This is a genomic window from Pseudomonas sp. CFBP13508 (assembly GCF_005233515.1).
In the GTDB taxonomy this organism is placed as follows: Bacteria; Pseudomonadota; Gammaproteobacteria; order Pseudomonadales; family Pseudomonadaceae; genus Aquipseudomonas; species Aquipseudomonas mercuritolerans.
Genome location: NZ_QFZZ01000007.1, coordinates 305,227 through 329,425 on the forward strand (window position 1 = coordinate 305,227; position 24,199 = coordinate 329,425).

The following is a 24,199-nucleotide window of genomic DNA, read 5'->3' on the forward strand; positions in this document are numbered from 1 at the left end:
TCAGTCTCCCAGCGGCAGGTGATCGTCGCCGCCACGGTATTCGTCGAGGGCGAGTTTGATTCGCCGCAGACGTTCTTGATTGTCTTCAGGGCTGGCCAGCGCCAGCTCGGTGGCGAGCACGTCGATGGCCAGCAGCATGCCGTAGCGCGCCGCCGTCGGTTTGTAGATGAACGAGGTTTCCGCGCCTTGCAGCGGCAGCACGACGTCGGCCAGTTCGGCCAGCGGTGAATCGCCGCGAGTGATGGCGAGGATGCGCGCGCCGTAGTTGCGCGCCAGCTCCACGGTTTCCAAAAGCTCCGGGGTGATGCCGGTCAGCGAGCAGGCGATCAGCACTTGCTCGGCGTTCAAACTGGCGGCGGTGACGCGCATCATCACCGCGTCGTGGCACACCGCAATCGGGTAACCGAGGCGCACCAGGCGCACCTGCAATTCATCGCTGCACAGGGTCGAGCAACCGCCCATGCCGAACGCGTGAATCATCCGCGCCTGGCCGAGTAATTTCACTGCGTCGGCGAAGCGCGATTCGTCGAAACCGGCCAGATGCTGGCGCAGCGTGGTTTCGATGTCGCCAACGATCTGCCCATAAAAAGCCGATTGCTCGGGCGTGCTCCCAGGTTCAAGAAAGCGGCTGCCAACGCCGCTGGCCTGGGCCAGTTGCAGGCGCAGATCACGCAGGTCGCGGCAGCCGACCGTGCGGGCAAAGCGCGACAGCGTGGCGGTGCTGACCTCGGCGCGTTGCGCGAGGTCTTCGAGGCTGGCGCTGGCGGCAAACCCGACATCGTCGAGCATCAGCCGCGCAATGCGCCCCTCACCGGCGCTGAAGAAATCCTGGCGGGCGCGGATCTGGTAGAGGATGTCCATGGGCGGCGGGCTCCGGTTACAGCAGGTAGGAAAGGCCGACGGTCAGCGCGAAAGCGACCAGCGAAATCAACGTCTCAAGCACCGTCCAGGTCTTGAACGTCTGCGCGACCGTCATGTTGAAGTATTCCTTGATCAACCAGAAGCCGCCGTCGTTGACGTGGGAAAAGATAACCGAGCCCGCGCCGGTCGCCAGCACCAAAAGCTCAGGGTGGGGATAACCCAGACCAATGGCCACCGGCGCGACAACGCCTGATGCGGTGGTCATCGCCACCGTCGCCGAACCGGTGGCGACACGCATCAGTGCGGCGAACAGCCAGCCCATGATCAGCGGCGACAGATGGAATTCGTGAGCGAGGCCGACGATCTGATCGGTGACGCCGGCATCCACCAGAATTCGGTTCAAGCCGCCACCAGCGCCGACCAGCAAGGTGATGCTGGCAGTGGGCGCGAGGCATTCGTTGGTGAACTTGAGGATCGATTCGCGGTTGAAACCCTGAGCAATGCCCAGCGTCCAGAAGCTCAGCAAAGTCGCCAGCAACAACGCGATCACCGAATTGCCGATGAACAACAAAAACTGGTTGAACGCACTGCCGGGGGTGGAAATCAGATTGGCCCAGCCACCGATCAACATCAGCACCACCGGCAGCAGAATGGTCGCCATGGTAATGCCGAAACCCGGCAGTTTGTCGCGCGGTTCGCGGTCGAGAAATTGCTTTTCCAGCGGGTTGTCCGCCGGCAATTGAATGCGCGGCACGATGAATTTCGCGTACAGCGGCCCGGCGATGATTGCGGTCGGAATGCCGATCGCGATCGCGTACAGCAAGGTCTGCCCGACCGACGCCTGATAGGCCTGCACCGCGAGCATCGCCGCCGGGTGCGGCGGCACCAGCGCATGCACCACCGAGAGCCCGGCGACCATCGGCAGACCGACCATCAGAATCGACACGCCAACCCGGCGCGCAACGGTGAAGGCGATTGGCACCAGCAAGACGAACCCGACTTCGAAGAACAGCGGCAAGCCGACCAAGAAGGCGATGCACACCATCGCCCAGTGCGCGTTCTTCTCACCGAACCTTTCGATCAGCGTGCGCGCCATCTGCTCGGCTCCGCCGGACTCGGCCATCATCTTGCCAAGCATCGTCCCCAACGCCACCACCAGCGCAATATGCCCCAGCGTCTTGCCGACGCCAGCTTCATATGCGCCGACCACCGCCGACGGCGGCATCCCGGCCACCAGCGCCAGGCCCAGGGAAATCAGGGTGATGACAATGAACGGATTGAGCCGGTAACGGGCGATCAACACGATCAGCGCAATGATGGCGACGGCGGCATAGACCAGCAGCCAATAGCCGAAGGAAGGCGTCATGCGGTACTCCTCGAAAGGGTCACGTTCGAATGGGTTGTGAAACTCATAAATCATTTCGAGATCGAGATTTCAAACCGCATGAAAATAATTTTCGTGGAGAGATAAGGTGTGTCGCTAATGGATATGCCAAGTCGCGTTTTATGAAAATCACCCCCATCCATTTTCGCCATCGAAATTTCTTATAAACATTCGCGCCGACGATTGCACCGCACGTTCGGTAACAAACAACTAGCTGAAGTCGAATAAAACGTCCTGAATACCGAGCCAGAACAATCCTTTCAGAACTTTTCCTACAAACCACTTAGTTCAAGTTTTTTCTTCTTACCCTCAGCAGAGAATATTCCTACACCTAAAATTCTTTGGACTAAGTTATGTTCGCCGCCACGACAACTCACAGCACTAACCGGCGAATAGATCATGAGTACAAGAGAACCAGACATACTCAAAAAGACTTGCGAAACGGCAGACACTTGGACTTTGGCTTATGCCAGCAGTCCTGCCCGGCAAATGACGCGGGAACAAATGGAGCGCCAACTGCACAAAGCTGACAAGACAGACGAGACAGATAAAACACGAAACAAGCGCGACCTGACAAAAATCGAGGCAACTTATAACAATCTCTTCAAAGAGAACTGGGGGGAGTTCTGCGCTCATGACGATATCGCTTCGATCGATTCTCCAGTTGCTTATCTGCGCGCGTTGTACTTGTTTGCCAAGCAATTCGACGCGAAAGCTAAACCCGGGCGAAAAATAACAGACCTTCGTCCGGATATCGCCGAGCAAAAGATAGATGCCAGCACTGTTTTTGAATCACTCTCGACATTGAAATTCGTCAACAATGTACTGGGCCGAAAAATAACAAACGATGCAAAAAACGTCAGCCGCAAGCAAGCATTGGAGATAATGTCGAAAAAGACTAAGCCCCTTTATTTCCCCTACCATCACGCTCACCAGCAATGTGTGGTAGCGCTCGCCGCGAAGAATCTGGGACTGGGCATTCTGGATTACAAATTGCGGTTTGAATGGCCACATTGCCATGTTGCGGATTCCGAAAACCTGAAGACAAAAGAGCTTTGCAAAGCCCAGCTAAAGATGTCGAATCTGAGCAACAGGCAAATCGAAGTCCTCACCGTCAAGCTCGCAGAATATATCGACCGGTCAGATATCCCGACAGGCACAGCAAACACTGTAGTCAACAGATCCGAAATAAACGACGGGCGTTACCCGCTGGACCTGTTCGCTTCTCAGACCCATTGCTCACCATCGGAAATCAAGCAGCTCCTGGACCTTCAAGTTAGCAAATCATACCCGTCACAAAATTCACATCCTGTCGTGGAAGATATAAAGGGTAGCGAACTGAAAAACATTTGTCTGGCACACGAAAATGACAATGCACACCTGTTTACCGCCCTCGACCGCCTCCAACGCATAATACGCTTGCATCGATGGAGCAAAATCTCGCTGGGGGATCTCGACACATTGGTCTGCAACGCAATTTCCAGCGATGGCAGCGATGGCAGTGATGGCAGTGATGGCAGTGATGAATTCATCAGTACGTCCACATTGCGCGCCTTGGGTGTTTATCAATATTTCAAACTACATTACGGGATTGAGGCAGAGGAATTCGCCGCGTTGCTGTATCGGTTACCTACCCACTCGGTCGACGGCCGCACGCCGTTGTCTTATCGTGTTTTGCGTCGCAATTCCCTGACGGCCAATTTGTTCCAACAAGAGGGGGGAGAGATTGAAGCAACTATCGCCTCTCTTGCCGAAGGAATGGATCTCGGGATTTCGTACCATTCGCTCAAGCAGATGGCGCAACTAAGCAAAACATATTCGAAAAACCTGCGTCAAAACTTGCAGACCGCTTCATCGCTTTATCGCCAGGCGCGCATCGCAAAGCTGTTTGGTTTGTCCCCGCTCGAATGCGTCGAGTTGGTCAATGTATTGGGAGGCGAAGCCTTCAAGGAATTGCTGGTATCCGGAAAATTAGGCAATGACAAACCGGACATTCTCCATTTGCTGATGGCACTGGACGGAGTAATGGCATGGTTGCGATCCGCCGGCCTGACTGCCGCGCAACTGTTACGCATGCTCGGGCAGCGCGTTCCTTTTGCGCGTGAAACGCTGCCCACGCATATCGCTGCGATAAGAGCCATGCGCGATGCCAGCGCTGAAGAACCACAAAGGCTTGCCGTGCAGCAAATGCTGCAGGACGTCGCCGGGCTTTCGGCGCAATACATTCCCTGCGTCATGAAAATGGTCAACACCAGCGAACAGGCGCTATGTACGCAAATCAGAGCCGGGGGAATCCTGCTGCTGAAACAATCACTGGCCGCCGCTGAAATCTGCCAGACATTAAACCTGAGCAGCGACGTATTGCTAAAGCTGTTGAATACGCCCCAGCTGCTGAAATCAGGCTGGAACAACGTATTTGCACTGGAAGACTTCTATTGCCTTGAACGCTTTGCCAATTACAGCCGAGGCAACGCGAGAGCAGGCGGAGATCTTCTAGGTTACTTAGACATCGCCTCCACCGATGAAAAAAACAAAGCCAATGAAGCGCTGAAAGACTTTCTTGATATCAAGTATTCGTTGAGCAGCCTAACCCAGCCTTTATCCCGGGAGCGTGTTGAAAACATGCAGCAACTGGATTGGGTCACGCGTCACCTTGAAGTCTGCAAAAGCGCTGGGCTTGCATTGGAAAGCCTGCATGAAACGTTGGCTTTGGATAACGAAAGCTCAATGGACGAATGGAGCACCGTCGCAGCCAAACTTCTCCACGCCGCAAATGTTTAAGGAACTGAACATGAACACCCTGAATATGGAAAAGCAGTTGGAGGAAGGCCTGCGCGATGCTCAGGTAGCCTATTACCTTCATCTGAAAGACGGACCAACGAAAAACACTTCTGCTGAAACGCTTTACGATAACTTCCTGTTGGACCCATTCGTCAGTCACGATGTCTCGACGACGCCGGTAAGCTTCGCGATATCCAGTCTTCAACACTACATCGAACTGATCATGACTCGTCATTCCTCTGATCATTCGCCGACCGAGGAGCAGCGTTCCTCGTGGCACAATATTTTGAGCCACTACTCCACTTGGGCAGCCCACCAGCAACTGATGTATTTCCCGTCGCTCTATCTCGACCCTGCATTGCGGATCGATAAAAGCGAAAATTTCTGCCAATTGGAAAACGACTTGACGCAGGGTCGGCTCGACGCTGCGACCGCGCATAAAGCGATACTGGGTTACCTCACGCGCTTTGAGGAAGTGGCGAACCTGAAAATCCTCAATGGTTATATTGATGGCGATGACGTTACTAACGGTGTTTGTTATCTGCTGGCCAAATCACGCACAGCTGATCGCTACTATTGGCGCTCGCTCGATATGTCGCAGCGACCTGAGAAGCTGATCGGCGAAGGGAAGAAAAAGCGCCAGCGTCCTGAACCTCAGGCCTGGAGCCAATGGAAAAAAGCCGATGTACCGATTTCACAGAACGCCATCGAACATACCATTCGGCCCGTCTGGTTCAACAATCGGTTATTCATATTCTGGGCAGAAAGTTACCGTCAGCACCCCGGCCAGCTTGCAGATCAAAGTGCAACGGGCAAGAGCAACCCGCAGCTGAAACTCAATTATGCATGGCGCAAAATCGACGGGAACTGGAGCCTGCCGGCAACCTGCCTTGAACGTTTTTTTGAGAGCATCTGGAACGCCCTAACACCAGAGCGATTCAATCAATACGTCGAAATCTACGCATATGAGCTGAACGATAAGATCGCCATAGGAATTGCGTTGGGTGCGGAAAGCCTGACTGGCGATATCGATAAGAATTTTTCGGTTTCGATAACCGCTGGAACTACCGCAGAAAATGATGCAAAGGAGAACGGTGCAAAGGAGGATTATGTAAAGAAGCAATTGAAGCTTACGATCGACTTCCTTTCACTCCGAGAAGTCTTGATGGCGAAAAACCACAAGATCACTGACTGGAAGATTGCCACTAAAGAGTCGTCGCAGACTTTGCAGTACAAGCCCGACGCCAGCAAAACGTCTCCAGACGCTGATGACCAGATCAGCCTCAATACCGGTTTCGCCTCCGAGATGATCCGGCGCGCGGAGAACAGTCTGGACGAACTGTTCAACCTCGACTCACCGAAATCCGAGTTTTCCGCGCCGAGCTCATCCCCCACGCAGGCGCTGGATTTTCATGGCGCTTACGGCCAGTACTTCACAGAACTGTTTTTATACGTGCCATGGGTGGTCGCGACCCGATTGAATACCGAGCACCGTTACGAAGAGGCGATGACCTGGGTCAATTATCTCTTCGATCCTTGGGGGCAGGACAAGGCTAGCCAGCCACAGCACTGGAAGTCAGAACCCCTGAGTCCTGTCGAAGAGCCCTCCTATGCGCAGAACAATCCGTATGACCCGCATCAGATCGCGCTCAGCCATCGCGTGCATTTTCGCAAGGCCGTGTTTTTTCTTTATGTCGACATACTGCTCAATCGCGCTGACGAGGCTTATCGCCGCCTGACAACCGAGAGCCTTGACCAGGCGAAGTCACTCTATCTGCAAGCGCAACATCTGCTCGGTGCTCGGCCAGTGATCAACCGGCGTAACGCCCTCTGGCAGAGCATCACACTGGGCGAACTGGTAACCGATCAGCCTGAACAGGATCTTGGCGAGAACGACAAGATCTCGCCGAAACCCAGATTGCATATTCCCTTCCACCCGCAATTGCTCAAGCGCTGGGATCAGGTGGAAAGTCGCCTGTACAACTTGAGGCATGGTCTGGACATCGCCGGTAAACGCAAACTCGTTCGCGTGTACGAATCGCCTCAAGAGCCGCGCGCGCTGTTGCAGGCCGGCAACGTCGGTGGCGAGAGCGGTACGCGATCGTCTTTTGCCTCGACGCAGATCCCGCATTATCGCTTCAGTGTGATGCATGGGCAGGCGCTGAGCGCCGTTGATAGCCTGATCCAGTTCGGCATTACGCTGCTGTCGCTGATAGAGCGTCAGGAACAATCGCAACTCCAGGAGGTGCAGCAGCAGCAAGCCTGGGCACTGGCGTCGCTGTCGGTTGACTTGCAGACGCAGGCATTGCGCGCCGAGCAGCAGAATCACAAAGCGCTGCTGGTGGGCAAAACAATCGTGCAGCAGCGGTTTGAACATTTTGAAAGCTTGCTCAAACAGGACCTCAGTGTCGAGGAGGCCAGCGCCAGTCAGTTGTACTTGCGCAGCGGTGTAGCCGAACAGCTGGCGTTAGCCTCCCAGGTCGGTGCCGGCGCGTTGATGCTGGCGCCAAACACCTTCGGCCTCGCCAATGGCGGCATGCGCTGGGAAGGCGCGCTGCATGCCTTGACCGCACTCGCCCAAGGCGGAGCGGCCGCTGACCGAACCGCAGCCAGCCATCTGGATCGTACGGCGCAGTTCAGTAGACGACGTGAGGAATGGACGCTTGCGCGCGACCAGGCCGCACTGGAGTTGACCCAGATTGCCTCCCAGTTGACATCGATGGAAGAACAACAGAAAGCCGCAGAGTTATTGATTCGCCAGGCCCAGACAACATTGTCCCAAGCCAGGAGCAACCACGAGTTCCTCAGCAGGCGCTTCACCCAGGCGCAGTTGTATCAGTGGCTTGGTACGCAGCTTGCTCCTCTTTACAGCCAGGCCTACGACATGACACTGGCGCTGTGCCAGGACGCGCAGGCCGCGTGGCAATACGAGATTGCAGATTTCAACACAACGTTCCTGCCGCAAGGCACCTGGCAAAACAATCAGCGTGGGCTTGGAGCCGGAGAGCACCTGAAGCTGGCTTTGATGAAAATGCAGGCTGAATACTTGCGGCGCAATCACCGGGAACTGGAGATTCGCAAAACCGTGTCGTTGCATCAGCTCAAAACCGGGAAAAAAGAAGACTGGAACAGCGTCCTGAATACTTTCAAATCCACGGGCAAGTGCGATTTCGAACTCACAAAAGAGCTGTTCGAACAGGATTACAGGAATCACTATCTGCGCCGGATCAAAACCATCAGCGTTTCCTTCCCGGCAGTTCTCGCTCCGTACGAGAACGTCCGGGCGACCCTGATGCAACTCTCCAGCGAAGTCCAACTGACCTCAGCAACAGACTCCATCCTGAGAAACCAACGGGTCAACGAAATCATTGCGCTGTCGACCGGTGTTGACGATAACGGCCTGTTCACTCTCAATTTCAACGATGAGCGCTACCTGCCCTTCGAATTCACTGGCGCCATTTCCAGTTGGCGGCTGTGCCTGTCCGATAAGGATGGGCAAACGACTTTCATCGACTCGCTGACTGACGTGCTCATACACATCAACTACACGGCCAGGTCGGCAGGAGGCCAGCAGTGAGCCGCCCGGAGCCCTTGTCCATCAATATTCCCGCGTTGCCCAAGGGCGGTGGCGCCATTCAAAGCGTGGGTAAAGGCTGGGGGCCTGTCGGACCGACCGGCGCTTCCAGTTTCCAGCTGGGGTTGCCGATTTCGACGGGGCGCGGGTTTGACCCGTCCCTGACCCTGGGCTACTCGAGTTCGGCAGGCAACGGTGTGTTCGGCATCGGTTGGAGCCTGCCGACACCGGCGGTGACGCGCGTGACCGCCAAAGGCGTGCCGACCTACACCAGCAAGGACGAAATCGCCGGCCCCGACGGCGTCGAGTGGTATCCGGCAGAATCGAGCAAACAAGATCGGTACAACGACCTCGATCTAAAAAAAAGCTATGCGGTTACGCGCTATCTGGCTCGCGTGGAAAGCGCTTTCGACCGGATTGAACATTGGTCTGCCGACGATGACCGCGCCGGCTTCTGGCTGGTTCATGGTGCCGACGGAACCCTTCACCTGTTCGGCCGTCAGGCCATCGCACGACGGGCCGACCCTGCGGATCCACTGCGTGTCGGTGAATGGCTGTTGCAGGAAAGCGTCAACGCTTCAGGCGAGCACATTTTCTATGACTATCAGACCGACATTGAAGATGGAAAAACAACGGCACAGCGTTATCTGAGCCGTGTCTGCTATGGCAACGAGAAATCCCAGCAACACCTGTATCTGTGGCGTCCCAAGCGTCTGGAGGCCGTGCGCTGGCATTTTGAACTGATACTGGACTACGGAGGACGCCATACCGGGTATTCGCAAAAACCCGATTATGCCTCTGGCAATGCGGTCAATCGCGACGATCACGTTCTTGATTACGCGTACGGCTTTGAGTTGCGCACGAAGCGCTTGTGCCGGCAGATTCTGATGTTCCATTGGTTCCCCAACGAACTGGGTGAGGATCCGCAGTTGGTCCGGCGCTTGCTGCTCGACTACCGGCAGACCGAGGCGGGTTACCATTTGCTCTCGGCAGCTCATCAGCAGGCATTCGCTGACGGGCCGGCGCCCGAAAGTCATCCGCCTGTGGAGTTCACTTACAGCGAATTTGCACTGCGACCATCGCCCTCTGCCTGGGAGCCTTTCAGCCAGATGCCCAAAGTGGCCAGCCACCAGATGGAGTGGGTCGATCTGTATGGCGAAGGCCTGCCAGGGTTGCTCTACCAGCAGCATGATCATTGGCGCTACCGTGAGCCGCTGCGCGGAAAACCGAATAGCGAACAAGTCGTTTACGGCGAAGGGCAGCTTCTGCCCGCCATGCCTGTGTTGAACGGAACATCCCGGCAATCGCTGTCCGACCTGACCGGTGACGGACGCCTGGACTGGGTCATTGCGCAACCGGCCATGAGCGGTTTTTTCTCCATGGCGCCGAACCGCTCGTGGACCGGTTTCAGCGCTTTCGATTCGTTTCCTCTGGACTTCTTCAACGACAAGGCACATCAAGCCGATCTGATGGGCGCAGGCTTGGCCGATCTGGCCGTGATCGGGCCACGCAGCATCCGGCTGTACGCCAACCAGCGCAGTGACGGGTTCGGCGCTGCCCATGAAGTCGCCCGCTCCGCTGACGAAGATAACCTTCCGGTTTTCAGCCATTCGAAGCAGGAGCTGGTCGCGTTCAGCGATTTGCTTGGCAGCGGCCAGCAGCATCTGGTACGCATCCGTCACAATGAAATCAAAGTGTGGCCAAACCTGGGCCGCGGACGTTTTGGCAAGGGTCGGGTTTTGCGTTGGCCGGGGCGTGCGCGGGAATCCTTCGACGCCTCGCGCATCCGTCTTGCGGATCTGGACGGTTCGGGCGCGGCAGATCTGATTTACCTGACAGCCGAACACGCGCTGATCTTCAGCAATCGCGCCGGCCACGGCTTCGATTCAGCAGTGACACTGGCCTGGCCCGAGAATTGGCGCTTCGATGATCTGTGCCGTGTCGATCTGGTGGACACCCGTGGTCTGGGCTGCTCCAGCCTGGTGATCCATGCGCCTGGCCATTCTCCACATCACTGGCGCTATGACTTCGTCCAGCACAAGCCCTACCTTCTGACCACTTCGAACAACAACATGGGACAGTCCACGAGCATCGCTTACCGCAGTTCCGCGCAGGAATGGCTGGACGAAAAAACCGAGCGCATGAAAGGGAACAAGGTCGACCTGACCTGCCACTTGCCCTTTGCCTTGCATCTGGTCAGGAGCCAGACGCAACGGGATGAAATCACTGAAAACCAGCTGACTCAACGTTTCAGCTACCGCCAGGGCTACTACGACAGCAAGGAGCGGCAACTGCGCGGATTCGGACTGCTGATCGAAAACAGCAGCGAAGCCTTGTCCAGCGCCGATCTCATGCCGCCAGGCAGGACCCGCCAATGGTTTCATACCGGCCAGCCAGGCGAGCCGTCGCGCCGCGGCTACGACGCGTCCGACAAAGACGCGCAGCGCTTGGGCAAAGTCTATGTGAGTCGGTATGAGGGAGAAGAAGAACTCGCCGTCGAAGCGAGCGATGAGGCTACCCGCCGGGCGATTGCCAGAGCCCTGTGCGGCCGCCTGCTGCGGCGCGAGGTCTTTGATCTCGGCGCCGGGTCGAAATCGCGCAAGCTGTTGCAGGTTGAAGAACACCGCTACCAAGTGCGCCTGCTGACCCCTCAAAAGGTTGCGCGAGACCACATCCGGGTACTGCCCCTGGAACTCGAATCGATCAGTTACAACTACGACGGCTTCGTTGCAGATCCGCAATGCGTGCACACGATCAATACCCGCCGGGACCGGTTCGGCGCCATAGAGCAGAGTTTCCAGATCCATTACGCCCGACGCCTGACCGCCAGTGACACCGCCCCCTTCGATCAAAGCCATGAATACCAATGGTGGAAAGATGCCCACGACCCGGCGCAACAGCGCTTCTACATCAGTGAGAACCGTGCCCGATACATTCACCTCACCGACGCGCAGGGCTGGCGTCTCGGCCTGCCTTGGCGCCAGCGCAGCCAGGCATACGAAGCTGGCAAGTCAACGGCGGTCGATGGGCTGAAGCCAAGCGACATCAGTTACGAAAAGTTCGAGAAATGGCTCATCGGCTCTGGCGTTGCGAAGAAAGGCGTGTTGACCGGGTTGTCGGTACAACGCTATCAAAACGCCCGGACCGGCGTTGTATTGCCCGACGGCGTGGCTGAATTTGCCGGCATTGGCGCCTACGTCGAAACAGCTGAGTTTGATCAATCTGCTCTGCGCGCTTTCGACACGCTGGCGCCCGATCTCCAGCCAGACGACGCATTGATGACACGTTTTGGCTATGAGCGCATGACCGACTGGCTCGCGCCCGCCGGGACGCAAGACAGGTTCTGGTCGGTCAGGAGCGGTTTCGTGAACGTAGCCTCGGGAAAAGGCTTCCATAAACCCCAGGCCCTGCAAGCCACCGCACTCCAGGGTCGGGTGACCGTAGAGCATGATGCGTATCACTGCTGTGTGCTGGGCATTCGTCAGGAGGATGGCTGCACCACCCGGGCCAGTTACGATTATCGAGTGATGGCGCCAACGCAGATCACCGACGCCAATGGCAATATCAATGAAGTGCTGGTGAACCCTTTCGGTCAGGTAATTGCCAGCAGTGTGCATGGAACCGAGCAGGGCCGACCGGTCGGATTCGCCAGTTTGAGCAGCTACCGACGACCGGACGCGCTCACACCGTCGAGCGTCATTGCCGATCCGCAGGGCGCACTGCAGAACGCTGCAAGTATCGCCGCCAGCGATGTGTTCAGCTGGATGGGCCGCATCGACGAAAACGCACGGCGCGACAGTGAATGGTTCAAGCGCTGCGTAGCACAGGGACTACTGTTGCCCGACGGCCACATCTGCACACGCGCCCGCGAACTGACCACCAGTGGCGCTCGGCTCAACGGTGACGCGCGACAGCTTGCAGCACTGATTACGCAGGCACATCGCGAGCCCGTGCACACCGCCATGTTGAGTGCGGACCGTTATCCCGGCGATCAGCAGCAGATCCGCATTTCCCTGACGTGCCTTGATGGCTTCGGCCGGGAGCTGCAAAGCAAACAGAAGGTCGATCCGGGAATGGCCTACTTCGTCGGCGACGACAACCGGCTCGTCCTCGAGAACGATGTCGCGCAGGAACGCGCCACAACCACACGCTGGTGCGTCACCGGCAGGCAGGAATACAACTGCAAGGGCCTGCCAATCCGCATCTATCGACCGTATTTCGCCGATCGGCACTGCTACGTCAACGATACGTCGATGCGCACACTGGACCATTACGACCTTCAGCATTACGACGCACTGGGCCGGCCGACCAAAACACTTCTGGCAAAGCAGGGCGCGATTTCATACCTGCGTCGCCGCCGTTATCACCCTTGGTATTCAGTCATGGAAGACGAGAACGACACCCTTGAGGAAGTGCTGCTCGCCACCTCCAAAGGAGTGCAAGCATGAGCGCCCGCCTGCACAACAAGACACCTGACGTCAGCGTCGTCGACAGCCGTGGGCTGATGGTGCGCCACGTCGCTTATTACCGCAGCAGTGAGTCGCAGGTACCCGCAACTCCCAGGGTCACGCGGCAAACCTACGACACTGCCGGGCGCCTGATCGAGCAATGGGATGCCAGACAAGACGCACGAAAACTGACGCCTAATCGCACAATGTCGTACTCGCTGACCGGCACGCCACTGGGCGTTGTCTGCGTCGATTCCGGATGGAGTCTTTCGCTGGCTCAGGCCACCGGCCAGGCTGGCAGGCGTTGGGATCAACACGGCCGCGTCTGGAACATGGAATATGATCGGCAGTTACGCCCTGTGAGGGTCGATGAACAATCGCCCGGTCAAGCCATGCGCGTTGCCGAACGCTTCACCTATGGTGACAGTTCTGCCGACTCCGCACAGCGCAATTGCTGCGGCCGGCTGGTGCGTCACGATGACAGTGCGGGCACGCTGTCGAGCAATGCCTACGCGCTGTGCGCAGAACCGTCCGACCAGACACGGCAACTGTTGATCGCTGCACAATTGCCCGATTGGCCAGACACCGTCGAACAACGTGACGCCCTGCTTGAGGATCGACGCCACACCACACGCTGGGAGTACGACAGCAGCGGTACCACGCTCAAACAGACCGATGCGAAAGGCCACAGCCAACGCTACAGCTTCAATGTCGCAGGGCAGCTCAAAACGCTGCATCTGAAAGTCGCCGACCAGCCCGTCGAACGCGTGATCATCAGCGACATCGAGTACAACGCGTTCGGGCAGATCCAGTCCCAACGGGCGGCAAACGGCGTGATCAATCGCGCGAAGTACGATATGGCCAGCGGTCGCCTCTGTGAGCTGAGTGCCTCGAAGGCTGGCCGGCTCCTGCAGGATTTGCAGTATGTCTTCGACGCAGTGGGCAACGTCTTGTCCATTACCGACAAGGCACAGCCCGCCAGCTTCGCGAACAATCAACAGGTACAGGCCGTCAGCCGCTTCACTTATGACAGCCTTTACCAATTGACCAGTGCCACCGGCCGCGAGGCACAGGCAGCAATCACGCAGCCGAAACTGGTGCCCGCAGCCAGCATGACCATCGGGGTCGGAGAGCTGTTCAACTACACCCAGCATTTTGCTTACGACACGGGCAGCAACCTGACGACGTTGCGCCATGTTCGCGATGGCAATCAATACACGAGAACCCTGAACATCGCCCAAGACAGCAATCGTCTTGTTGCCTGGAACCAGGGCGACCCGGCCACCGACACGGTCATGAACTCGGATGTCCATGGAAATCTGCTGACCTTGCAGCCCGGTCAGCCGCTGCAATGGAATGCCTTGGGCCAATTGGCTGGCGTGACACTGGTCAGCCGTGCCAACGGCGTCAATGACGAGGAACGCTACACCTATGACAGCAGCGGCCAGCGAGTGCGCAAATCCCGCACGTTTCACGGCGGAACGCTTACCCATCGCGATGAGGTGGTTTATCTGCCGGGACTGGAGTTGCGTTCACAGAACAAACAGCGCCTGGAAGTCATTACTCTGCAGGCTGGTCGTTGCAGCATCCGTTATCTGCACTGGACCGAGGGCAAGCCTGCAACCATGAGCCCGCGCCAGCAACTGCGCTATAGCCTGGACGAACCCTGTGGATCCTGCATGCTGGAGCTTGATGACGACGCAAATCTGATCAGCCAGGAAGCTTATTACCCTTTTGGAGGTACCGCCTGGAGCGCCGCGCGGTCAGTCATCGAGGCGCAATACACAACGGTGCGCCACTCGGGCAAGGAACGTGACAGCAGCGGTCTTTATTACTACGGACACCGCTACTACGCCCCTTGGTTGCAACGCTGGATCAGTGCGGACCCGGCCGGAACCGTCGACGGCTTGAACCTGTTTTGCATGGTGGGCAACAACCCGATCAGGTACAGCGATCACGGCGGCCTGCAGAAGTACGAATCGTTGAACCATCTGGACATTCCCGCCAGCGCGATCGAACGAGCCCCTCTCGCTCATTTGGTCGATCAACCGAACACTTCCTACGGCAGGTTCTCGGCAAAAACCCGGTGGTTGACCGGTACGCAAGCCGAAAATGCCCCGCCCGAGCCGAGGGCCAAGGCCAAATCCAGAAAAAAAGCGCATAAGCGATCCGAGTCCGACCCTGGCCCGCCCAGCGGAAAAAACCTGAAAAAATACATCGCACATGCCAGTTACGTCATGCGCGGCGCTTCTTCGGAAATGGCTACTTTTCATAATTTTCAAGGCAGCCCATCGGGAAACAATGTTTTTCCGGGCATTACCTCAATGCCGACAAAAATCCCCCAGAATCTGCAGATTCCAACGTTTGAAGGCGTTCGCAAGGATCCGCAATCGAGGAAAGACAATGACTTTCTGCCCACGGGTGATCTGGGTTCGTATTCGGTGACGGCGAGGAAACAGTTCAAGTCGGCCCTGCGTGAAGAGTACAAACGCAACGGGGTGATTCTGCATCCGGAAACAATGAAACTGATCATGAATCATGTTCGGGCACATCCCGAAATCCCGATCCGCGCAGGCGTTGCCGGCTTGCATGCTGACGTGCAGACCGTCAACGACATTGCCAATAAATTGCCTCTCAGGGACGGAAAGTTCGATTCGTCGGGCTTCAAACGAGCGCTGTCGGACAGCGTCGTTTTTGTCCAGAAACTGACTAACCCTGGACTCAATCAGGATTTCCCGGCTTGTGGCAACTGCACTGGCATCATCCCTGACATTGTCACTGTTGCCACCGGCATCCTGCCGTTAGGGCGCCACACCGGGACCTCTCGCCGAAGGCATATTTCCGGTTAATCGGAGAACGCCCTGTACCGGCTCAGACAATGGCGCAGGGCTTGGCAGCATCGGGCAGATTCGTCTGCCCGATGCCCCTTGCAGCATCGGAAGATGCCGCTCACACCATTTCTCGACGAATCCATTCCACCACCGACGTACGCTTCGGCACCCAGCCCAGCAGTTCGCGGGCATGTTTGCCGCGTACCCGGCTGTTGGAGCCGAGGCCGTAGTTGGCCATTTCATAGCCCCATTCGGCTTCGGCGTCTTGCAATGGCCAGTCTTGCGGTTTGCCCAGATTGAGGGCTTCGGCCATGGCGGTGGTCATGTCGATGAACGAGGCTTCACCGCTTTCAACAAAGTAGAACGTGCCCGGCACATTCCTGGTCAACGCCAGCAGATACAGGGCGACGACGTCTTCGATGTGCACGTTGGACCAGATGTTCTGGCCGCTGCCGACGTGACGCACCACGCCGCTTTTACGCGCCTGCTTGAGCAGTCGCGGCAGTTGCACGCTGTCGCGTTTCACTCCCAGGCTGTGGCCGTAGATCAGCGTGTTGCAGACCACCGCCGAGTTCACGCCATCCTGCGCCGCCGCGAGCACCAGATTGTCGATGGCAACGCGGTCGGCTTTATCGACGGTCGGTTCCGGCAGGTTGTCTTCGTAGTAAATGACGTCGCTGGATTTGCCGCCGGAAGCATCGCCGACAATGCTCGAACCGCTGGTGTGCAGAAAGACTTTGTTCGAGCCACGCAAAGCACCGAGCAACGCCTCCACTGCGCCGCGATGATCGCTGCTGGCAGCGTTGATGACGGCATCGGCAGCACGGGCCTGTTGCGCCAGCAACTGGCTGTCATCAAGGGTGCCGATTACCGCATGCATGCCCAACGCTTTGATTTCGTCAGCCTGCTCGGCGCTGCGCACCAGACCAGTAACCTTGTGCCCGGCCTGCACCAGACCGGTGGCAATGGAACCGCCGATAAAACCGGCAGCGCCGGTAACGAATACGTTCATGGAGAAACTCCCTGCGTGAATAAGTGATGCAGCGAGTATCGACCGATGAACCCCGGCGAAAAACCCGCCACAGGCCAATTCACTCTTGCGCAGGGATCACGAATCAGCCCTTGAATTCGGCGCTGGCGTAGGCGGCGAGTTTGCTCTGGATAAAGTCGAGGAAGCACTGGATGCGCAACGCCAGTTGCGAGTTGCGGTAGTACACGGCGTTGATCGGCTGACGGTAGCCGCTGTTGAATTCACCAAGCAGGACTTTCAGGCGCCCGGCACGGATGTCGTCGATGGTCATGAAGTGCGACAGACAGGCAATGCCCTGCCCTTCCAGCGCCAGATGGCGAACGGTCTCACCACTGGAAGCGCTGATTGCCGGGCTGATCGGCCAGCGGTCGCCATGCACATAGCGCAGCGGCCACTGGTTGAGGCCTTCGTTGTGGGTGAAGCCGAGCAGCGTGTGTTCGCTCAGGTCTGCTACCTGCCGGGGCGCGCCGTGTTTTTTCAGGTAAGCAGGGCTAGCGACGATCATCAACGGACTGCAACCGAGCGAACGCGCATGCAGCGTCGAATCGGCGAGGGTGCCGATGCGGATGGCGACGTCGGTGCTTTGTTCCAGCAGGTCAATGATCAGGTCATTGCTGTTGAGTTCGAGTTGGATGTCCGGGTAGAGCTGCCGGAATTCGTCGATGTAGGGAACGATGGCGTGGAGCATGAACGGCGAGGCGGCGTTGATGCGCAGGCGCCCGGAGGGAGTTTGCTGGCGCGAAGACAGACGCTCTTCGAGTTGATCCATCTGATCGAGAATCAGCTTGGCCTGTTCGAAGAAATACTTGCCCTCCTCGGTCAGGTCCATGCGCCGCGTGGTGCGGTTGATCAGCGTGGTGTCGAGCTTGGCTTCGAGCTTCGACAGCGTGCGACTGACGGCCGACGGCGTCTGGCCGACCTGCTCGGCGGCGGCGGAAATCGAACCGCATTCGATCACGCAGACGAAAATCTGCAACTCATCGGATCTGGCTTTCACGGGTTCCCTCTTTCAAATCGCCAAGATCGCAGCCAGTCGCCATGCCCACTGTAGGAGCTGCCGCAGGCTGCGATCTTTTGCTATGACCCCGATATTAGCCTGAAAGCCTCAAGCCTTGAGGCCAAACACCTCAGTCAGATGCTGCTCATAGCGCACCACATCATTCTCGATATTCGGACGCTTCATCACGTCAACGCAGAGGAAGGTCGGCAGCGCGGTCATGCCGAGAAATTCGTTGGCCTTGTGGAACGGGAAGTACACCGCGTCCACGCCTTTGGCTTCGAAGAAATCCGTCGGATCATCGAAGGCTTGCTGCGGCGCGTTCCAGGTCAGCGACAGCATGTATTGCTTGCCCTGAATCAGACCGCCACTGCCGTACTTCTGCGAAGCATCGGAACGGGTGCGACCGTCGCTGGCGTAGAGGCTGCCGTGGCCTTCGGTGAAGACTTCGTCGATGTACTTTTTCACCGTCCACGGCGCGCCCATCCACCAGCCCGGCATCTGATAAATAATCACGTCGGCCCAGAGGAACTTGGCCACTTCTTCGGCAACGTCATAGCCCTCGTCGATAAACGTGGTCTTGACGTCGACACCGCCGCGATCGAGCACGCTCAGCGCGGTTTCGTGCAGGGTAGTGTTATAGCGGCCATCGGAGTGGGCGAATTTTTTACCGCCATTGAGCAACAGCACTTTCTTCATCGGAAAACCTCGGCGCAGCCTTCAAGGCTGGATTGAAACAGGAATTGGAATGGCCGCAGATTAACCATCGATCTCGCGCGGAAACAGCCACGTCGACGCAAAATACATTTGATCAAAACGCACGAATCGATCGCCAATTGTTGCCGTAGCATCGCCGCTTTCTGCTTTTGAGGAAGTTGTGATGAATGAACGCCAGGGTTTCATCCTGCACGCCAAGACCCGCCCGGAAAAATCCGCCGAATTCGAAGCGCTGTTCCGTGCTTACGTGGAGCCGAGCCGCGCCGAACCGGGCTGCATCGAGTACCACATGCTGCGCGACCAGCAGGATCCGACGCTGTTTATCTTCTACGAAATCTGGGCCAGCCAGGCGCATCTGGATGAGCACTCGGCATTGCCGCACATGAAAGCGTTTTTCGCCAGGCGCATGGACTATCTGGAGCGCGATTTCGATATCCGCGCGATCGACATGCTCAGCGAATCGTCGGCTAGCCGCTGATCAGCAAATGGGCGCCGAGCGCGCCCAGTCCGATAAAGAACACGCGCTTGAACAGCACCGCACTGATGCGCTGACGCAACCATTGGCCAAGCCACATGCCGAGCATGGCCGGGATCAGCGCCAGCAGCGAGGCACTCAATTCGCCAGCGCCGAGTGCGCCGTGCCAGAGCAGCCCAGCGGCCAGCGCCAGGGTCGAGACGGTGAAGGACAGACCGAGCGCCTGCACCAGTTCATCGCGGTTCAGCCCCAGTGCTTGCAGGTACGGCACCGCTGGAATCACGAAGACGCCGGTGGCTGAGGTGATGACGCCGGTGATCAGGCCACACAGCGGGCCGAGCCAGCGCTCATGACGCAGGTTGACGTGCAAAGTCGACAGAAACAGTCCGCTCAATGCATACAGCAACAGCGCCGCACCAAGTCCGCGCACCACCCAATGGCCGCCGGACATGCCGAGCCAGAGGGTGCCGATGCCGGTACCGAGGAAGATCAGCAGCAGCATCGGCCAGAGACGTTTGATCAACCCGTGCAGATGCCCGCCGAAGGCCAGTTGCCAGAGGTTGGTGAGGGTCGCGGGAATGATCAACAGCGCGGCTGCCTGCGCCGGCGCCATAGCCAGACCGAGCAGGCCCATGGCGACAGTGGGCAGGCCGAGGCCGATCACGCCTTTGACCGTGCCGGCGAGCAAGAAGGTGGCGATGACCAGCAGGGACAGGGTCAGGCCGAGGGATTGGAAGTAGGTTAGTGTGTGCATTGGGGTAATGTGCACTGATCCGGGCTGGGGGAAAATCTGCCATATACTGAGGCAGCCTCTTCCTTTGCAAGAGGCTGACATCGGCGTTGAGGCATCTGGCCTCTTCGCGAGCAGGCTCGCTCCCACACGGGATCTGCGCTGTACATGAGTCCTGTGGAAGCGAGCCTGCTCGCGAAAGGGCCAGCCCAGCCACCGCAAAACCAGAGGCAAACCCCATGCACTTCGACCTCACCGACCTGCGCCTCTACCTGCACATCCTCGACACCGGCAACATCACCGCCGGCGCCGCGCGCAGCCACTTGTCCCTCGCCGCCGCCAGCGCTCGAATCCGCGCGATGGAAGCCTCGCTGGGCGCCGAACTTCTCGAGCGCGGCCGCCGTGGCGTCACCCCGACGCCTGCCGGCAAGGCCCTCGCCCGGCATGCGCGCATCCTTCTGCAACAGGCCGAACGCATGCAGCAGGAGCTTGCCGATTACGCGCAAGGCGTGAAAGGCCAGGTGCGGCTGTTGTGCAACACCACGGCGATCACCGAGTACCTCCCAGAAGTGCTCGCCGATTTCCTGCGCAGCCATCCCAACCTCGATATCGATCTAACGGAGCTGCCCAGCGCGCGGATCACCCATGCCTTGCGTGAAGGCGCAGCGGATCTGGGCATCGTTTCCGACGCGGTCGACACCAACGGCCTACAGACTCAGGCTTTTCGCGACGATCCCCTGGTGCTGATTCTGCCGCTCGATCATCCGTTGTCTGACGCCGCCGAGGTCAGTTTCAGCGACGCGTTGCAGCACGACTTTGTCGGACTCAGCGCCGACAGCGCATTGGCGATCTATCTGGAAGAACAGGCGCTGCACAGCGGCGCGCGGATGCAGGTGCGCATTCGCGCCGATGGCTTTGATGGCGCAATGCGCATGGTCGCCCGTGGTGCCGGCCTGGCCATCGTGCCGTTGGCCGCGGTCGAACGCGCGAAGGCCGAACACTTCAAATGTGTGGCGCTCAATGAACCGTGGGCGCGCCGCAGGTTATTGCTCTGCGCGAGAGGCTTCGCCGCGCTGCCGGGTTACGCCCAAGCGCTGTTACAAGCACTTACCGCTGCGCGCGTTTCTGAGCACTCCGATGTCGACCCCAGACAACTGAGCGACAACCGGGCGCTATAGGGTGCGACTTCAATTCTCAAGTCCACTTGCCCGGAGTCCCTAATGACCGCGACCGCCCCTATCACCGTTCTGCGCGACACCCACCCGCTGCCGGTACTCGACGCCTGCAAGTGGGAAAAACTCGAAGGCGACCCGCACACCGTCAACCTCAACGCGTATACCAGCGAAGACGGCAGCAAGATCATGGGCACCTGGATCTGCACACCGGGCAAGTGGCGCGTCGATTATGTGAAGTGGGAGTACTGCCATTTCCAGGAAGGCTACTGCGTGATCACCCCGGACGGCATGGCGCCGATCCACCTGCGCGCCGGCGATATCTTCGTCGTTGAGCCGGGCATGAAGGGCACGTGGGAAGTGGTCGAGACCGTGCGCAAATACTTCGTCTTCGCCTGATAAAGGCTGCGATGTTTTTCTTCCTGCACAAAAAAGCCGGGAAATCACCCGACGTGATTTCCCGGCAAATGTCCCGGCGTTGCTAAAACCTGTGGCGAGGGGATTTATCCCCGCTCGACTGCGCAGCAGTCGCAAACCCTGAGCACTCGGTTTACCTGACACAATCCAGGGGGCTGCTGCGCAACCCAGCGGGGATAAATCCCCTCACCACAAAGGTTTGATCGCGATTACTGCGGCTTGCGATAACTATTGATGATCGCCGAGAAATCCTTCCCGCCGTCACCGCGCTGGCTCATCGCCTGATACAACTGCTGCGCCACCGCGCCGAGCACCACCGGCTGGTGCGCCTGCCGCGCCGCTTCCGTCGCCAGGCCGAGATCCTTGAGCATCAGCTCCGCACCGAACCCGCCGGTATAACCGCGCGACGCGGGCGCCGTTTCGACGATACCCGGCCACGGGTTGTACATCTCCGAACTCCAGCAGCGGCCGGTCGAGCTGTTGATGATTCCGGCCAGCACGCCGGTGTCGATCCCCAGCGCATCGCCCAACGCCATCGCCTCACTAACGCCGACCATCGAAATCGCCAGCAGCAGGTTGTTGCAGATCTTGGCGATCTGGCCGGTACCGACTTCACCACAATGCACGATGTTGCGGCCCATCTGCGCCAGCACCGGTTGCAGAGTGGCGAACAGTTCCGGGGTAGCGCCGACCATGAAGGTCAGCGTTCCGGCCGTCGCGCCGCCAGTGCCGCCGGAGACCGGCGCATCGGCCATGGCCACGCCTTGTTTGGCGGCGGCCGCTGCGACGTCGCGGGCGGTCTGCGGATCGATAGTGCTGCAATCCACCGCCGGCACTCCTTGGCGAATGCCGGCAAGCACGCCCTCTTCACCCAGCCAGACACTGCGCACGTGCACAGCCGCCGGGAGCATGGTGATCACCAGTTCGGCATCTTCCGCCGCCTCGCGGGCTGAAGCGCGGATGGTGCCGCCCAGTTGCTCGAGTTCCGCCAGCACGGTTTTGTTCAGGTCGACCAGGTTCAACGAGTGGCCGGCCTTGATCAGGTTGCGCGCCATCGGCGCGCCCATATTGCCCAGCCCGATAAATGCGATTTTCATGATCGAATCCTCAGCGCAGGTTGATGGTGGTGTTCACGCCGTCGTTGACGCTGTCGTCGTCGAACCAGCGCGCCGTGACCGTTTTGGTCTGCGTGTAGAACTGCACCACTTGCTTGCCGTACGGGCCGAGGTCGCCGAGTTTCGAACCGCGCGAGCCGGTGAAGCTGAAGAACGGTACCGGTACCGGAATCGGGATGTTGATGCCGACCTGCCCGACGTCGATTTCAGTCTGGAACTTGCGCGCCGCCGCACCGCTCTGGGTGAACAGGCCGGTGCCGTTGCCGAACGGATTGGCGTTGACCAGCGCGATCGCCTGATCGAGGGTGTCGACTTCCAGCACCACCAGCACCGGGCCGAAGATTTCCTGGGTGTAGATCTGCATGTCAGTGGTCACGCCGGAGAACAGGGTCGGGCCGACAAAATTGCCTTGTTCATAACCCGGCACGCTGATGTCGCGACCGTCCAGTTCAAGCTTGGCGCCTTCCTTGATGCCGCTTTCGATCAGTTCGAGAATCCGCGCCTTGGCCTTTTTCGAAATCACCGGACCGACATCGGTGCCCGGCTCGCTGCCGGCATTGACCTTGAGCTTCTGCGCCAGCGCTTTCAGATCCGGCAGCCATTGTTTCGCCGCACCGACCAGCACCACTACCGAAGTGGCCATGCAGCGTTGCCCGGCTGCACCGAAACCGGCACCGACCAAAGCATTCAGCGCTTGCTCGCGATTGGCGTCCGGCAGTACCACAGCGTGGTTTTTTGCGCCCATCATCGACTGCACGCGCTTGCCGTATTTGCCGGCCAGGTCATACACGTGGGTGCCGACAGCGGTCGAACCGACGAACGACACGGCTTTGATGTCCTTGTGCGTGCACAGGCCATCGACCACATCCTTGCCGCCATGAACGACGTTGAGCACGCCCGCCGGAACGCCAGCCTCAATGGCCAGTTCCACCAGCAGCATGGTCGACAGCGGATCCTGTTCCGAAGGCTTGAGCACGAAGGTGTTGCCGCACGCGATCGCCATCGGGAACATCCACAGCGGAATCATCGCCGGGAAGTTGAACGGCGTGATGCCGGCGCACACACCGATCGGCTGGCGCAGGGTGTAAGTGTCGACACCGCCAGCGACGTTCTCGGCGAACTCGCCCATTTGCAGGGTGCCGATCGAGCACGCGTGCTCGACCACTTCCAGGCCACGGAAAATATCGCCCTCGGCATCAGCAATGGTCTTGCCCTGCTCGGCGCTGAGGACCACGGCGATGCGCTTGGAGTGCTCGCGGATCAGCGCTTGCAGCTTGAGCATGATGCGCATCCGCGCGCCGATCGGGGTCAGTTTCCAGGTCTGGAAGGCACGCTGGGCGGCGCTGACAGCGGCATCGACCTCAGCGGCGGTGGCGAACGGAACCTTGGCCAGCACTTGCTGGGTGGCCGGGTTGACGATGTCGTGCCACTCGGTGGTCTGCGACTCGACCCATTCGCCGTCGATCAGCAGTTTGACCTTTTGCAGCGTGGTGTCGTTGGGCGTAAGCGATGCGTTCATGCTGGTCTCCAGAACTTGTTTTTATCGTAGGAGCCAAGGCGAAAGGTTCGCCTTGAGATGAGGCGTGTGTCACGAATTGGTTGTCGGACTGTTTTTGGAGTATAGATGTGCAAACTTCTAATAAGAACGCACATATAAGCCCGACCAT

General features: G+C 58.5%; 15 protein-coding genes. 7 read left to right on the forward strand and 8 right to left on the reverse strand.

The window, feature by feature from the left end; genetic code table 11:
* Together PspCFBP13508_RS20735 and PspCFBP13508_RS20740 are read right to left on the reverse strand one after the other, a co-directional pair.
* Entirely contained in the window at positions 1-861 is an 861-nt protein-coding gene (locus tag PspCFBP13508_RS20735; RefSeq protein WP_137215558.1) for a MurR/RpiR family transcriptional regulator, read from the reverse strand.
* 16 nt (positions 862-877) lie between these two features.
* Entirely contained in the window at positions 878-2,227 is a 1,350-nt protein-coding gene (locus PspCFBP13508_RS20740; RefSeq protein WP_039759733.1) for a GntP family permease, read from the reverse strand.
* Between the two features lie 417 nt (positions 2,228-2,644).
* Here PspCFBP13508_RS20740 and PspCFBP13508_RS20745 point away from each other — a divergent pair, with 417 nt between their 5' ends.
* Genes PspCFBP13508_RS20745 through PspCFBP13508_RS20760 form a run of 4 tightly spaced genes read left to right on the forward strand, consistent with a single transcriptional unit; the run spans position 2,645 to position 15,897 of the window.
* On the forward strand, positions 2,645-5,026 hold the full coding sequence (locus PspCFBP13508_RS20745) for a Tc toxin subunit A (RefSeq protein ID WP_137215559.1): 2,382 nt from the start codon (positions 2,645-2,647) through the stop codon (positions 5,024-5,026).
* 10 nt (positions 5,027-5,036) lie between these two features.
* Entirely contained in the window at positions 5,037-8,603 is a 3,567-nt protein-coding gene (locus PspCFBP13508_RS20750) for a neuraminidase-like domain-containing protein (RefSeq protein ID WP_137215560.1), read from the forward strand.
* Positions 8,600-13,048, forward strand: coding sequence for a SpvB/TcaC N-terminal domain-containing protein (locus PspCFBP13508_RS20755; RefSeq protein ID WP_137215561.1), 4,449 nt, complete (start codon positions 8,600-8,602; stop codon positions 13,046-13,048). Before PspCFBP13508_RS20750 ends, PspCFBP13508_RS20755 begins: the two co-directional genes overlap by 4 nt.
* Positions 13,045-15,897: an RHS repeat-associated core domain-containing protein gene (locus PspCFBP13508_RS20760; RefSeq protein WP_137215562.1), complete on the forward strand. Its 2,853-nt coding sequence runs from the start codon at positions 13,045-13,047 to the stop codon at positions 15,895-15,897. Before PspCFBP13508_RS20755 ends, PspCFBP13508_RS20760 begins: the two co-directional genes overlap by 4 nt.
* A gap of 100 nt (positions 15,898-15,997) precedes the next feature.
* Here the strand turns inward: PspCFBP13508_RS20760 and PspCFBP13508_RS20765 are convergent, their stop codons facing one another.
* The 3 genes from PspCFBP13508_RS20765 to PspCFBP13508_RS20775 all read right to left on the reverse strand — a co-directional run bounded on the left by PspCFBP13508_RS20765 (position 15,998) and on the right by PspCFBP13508_RS20775 (position 18,605).
* Entirely contained in the window at positions 15,998-16,891 is an 894-nt protein-coding gene (locus tag PspCFBP13508_RS20765) for an NAD-dependent epimerase/dehydratase family protein (RefSeq protein WP_137215563.1), read from the reverse strand.
* 103 nt (positions 16,892-16,994) lie between these two features.
* Positions 16,995-17,906: a LysR family transcriptional regulator gene (locus tag PspCFBP13508_RS20770; protein ID WP_039759645.1), complete on the reverse strand. Its 912-nt coding sequence runs from the start codon at positions 17,904-17,906 to the stop codon at positions 16,995-16,997.
* Between the two features lie 108 nt (positions 17,907-18,014).
* The gene (locus PspCFBP13508_RS20775) at positions 18,015-18,605 is read right to left on the reverse strand and encodes an NAD(P)H-dependent oxidoreductase (protein ID WP_042608814.1); all 591 of its coding nucleotides are present in this window, start codon (positions 18,603-18,605) and stop codon (positions 18,015-18,017) included.
* 181 nt (positions 18,606-18,786) lie between these two features.
* On the opposite strand from PspCFBP13508_RS20775, the gene PspCFBP13508_RS20780 reads away from it, so the two are divergent.
* Positions 18,787-19,101, forward strand: coding sequence for a putative quinol monooxygenase (locus tag PspCFBP13508_RS20780; RefSeq protein WP_130910271.1), 315 nt, complete (start codon positions 18,787-18,789; stop codon positions 19,099-19,101).
* Here the strand turns inward: PspCFBP13508_RS20780 and PspCFBP13508_RS20785 are convergent.
* Positions 19,091-19,852, reverse strand: coding sequence for a sulfite exporter TauE/SafE family protein (locus PspCFBP13508_RS20785; protein WP_137215564.1), 762 nt, complete (start codon positions 19,850-19,852; stop codon positions 19,091-19,093). The two genes, PspCFBP13508_RS20780 and PspCFBP13508_RS20785, sit on opposite strands and share 11 nt — an antisense overlap.
* Positions 19,853-20,067: 215 nt before the next feature.
* On the opposite strand from PspCFBP13508_RS20785, the gene PspCFBP13508_RS20790 reads away from it, so the two are divergent.
* A complete protein-coding gene (locus tag PspCFBP13508_RS20790) occupies positions 20,068-21,006 on the forward strand; it encodes a LysR family transcriptional regulator (protein WP_137215565.1) in 939 nt (312 codons plus the stop codon).
* Positions 21,007-21,048: 42 nt separating this feature from the next.
* Positions 21,049-21,399: a cupin domain-containing protein gene (locus PspCFBP13508_RS20795; RefSeq protein ID WP_016770579.1), complete on the forward strand. Its 351-nt coding sequence runs from the start codon at positions 21,049-21,051 to the stop codon at positions 21,397-21,399.
* A gap of 227 nt (positions 21,400-21,626) precedes the next feature.
* Here the strand turns inward: PspCFBP13508_RS20795 and mmsB are convergent, their stop codons facing one another.
* Positions 21,627-22,514 carry a 3-hydroxyisobutyrate dehydrogenase gene (mmsB, locus tag PspCFBP13508_RS20800; protein ID WP_042608810.1) on the reverse strand — a complete coding sequence of 296 codons (888 nt, stop codon included), beginning with the start codon at positions 22,512-22,514 and terminating at the stop codon, positions 21,627-21,629.
* Positions 22,515-22,524: 10 nt separating this feature from the next.
* A complete protein-coding gene (locus tag PspCFBP13508_RS20805; protein WP_137215566.1) occupies positions 22,525-24,051 on the reverse strand; it encodes a CoA-acylating methylmalonate-semialdehyde dehydrogenase in 1,527 nt (508 codons plus the stop codon).
* Positions 24,052-24,199 lie beyond the last annotated feature (148 nt).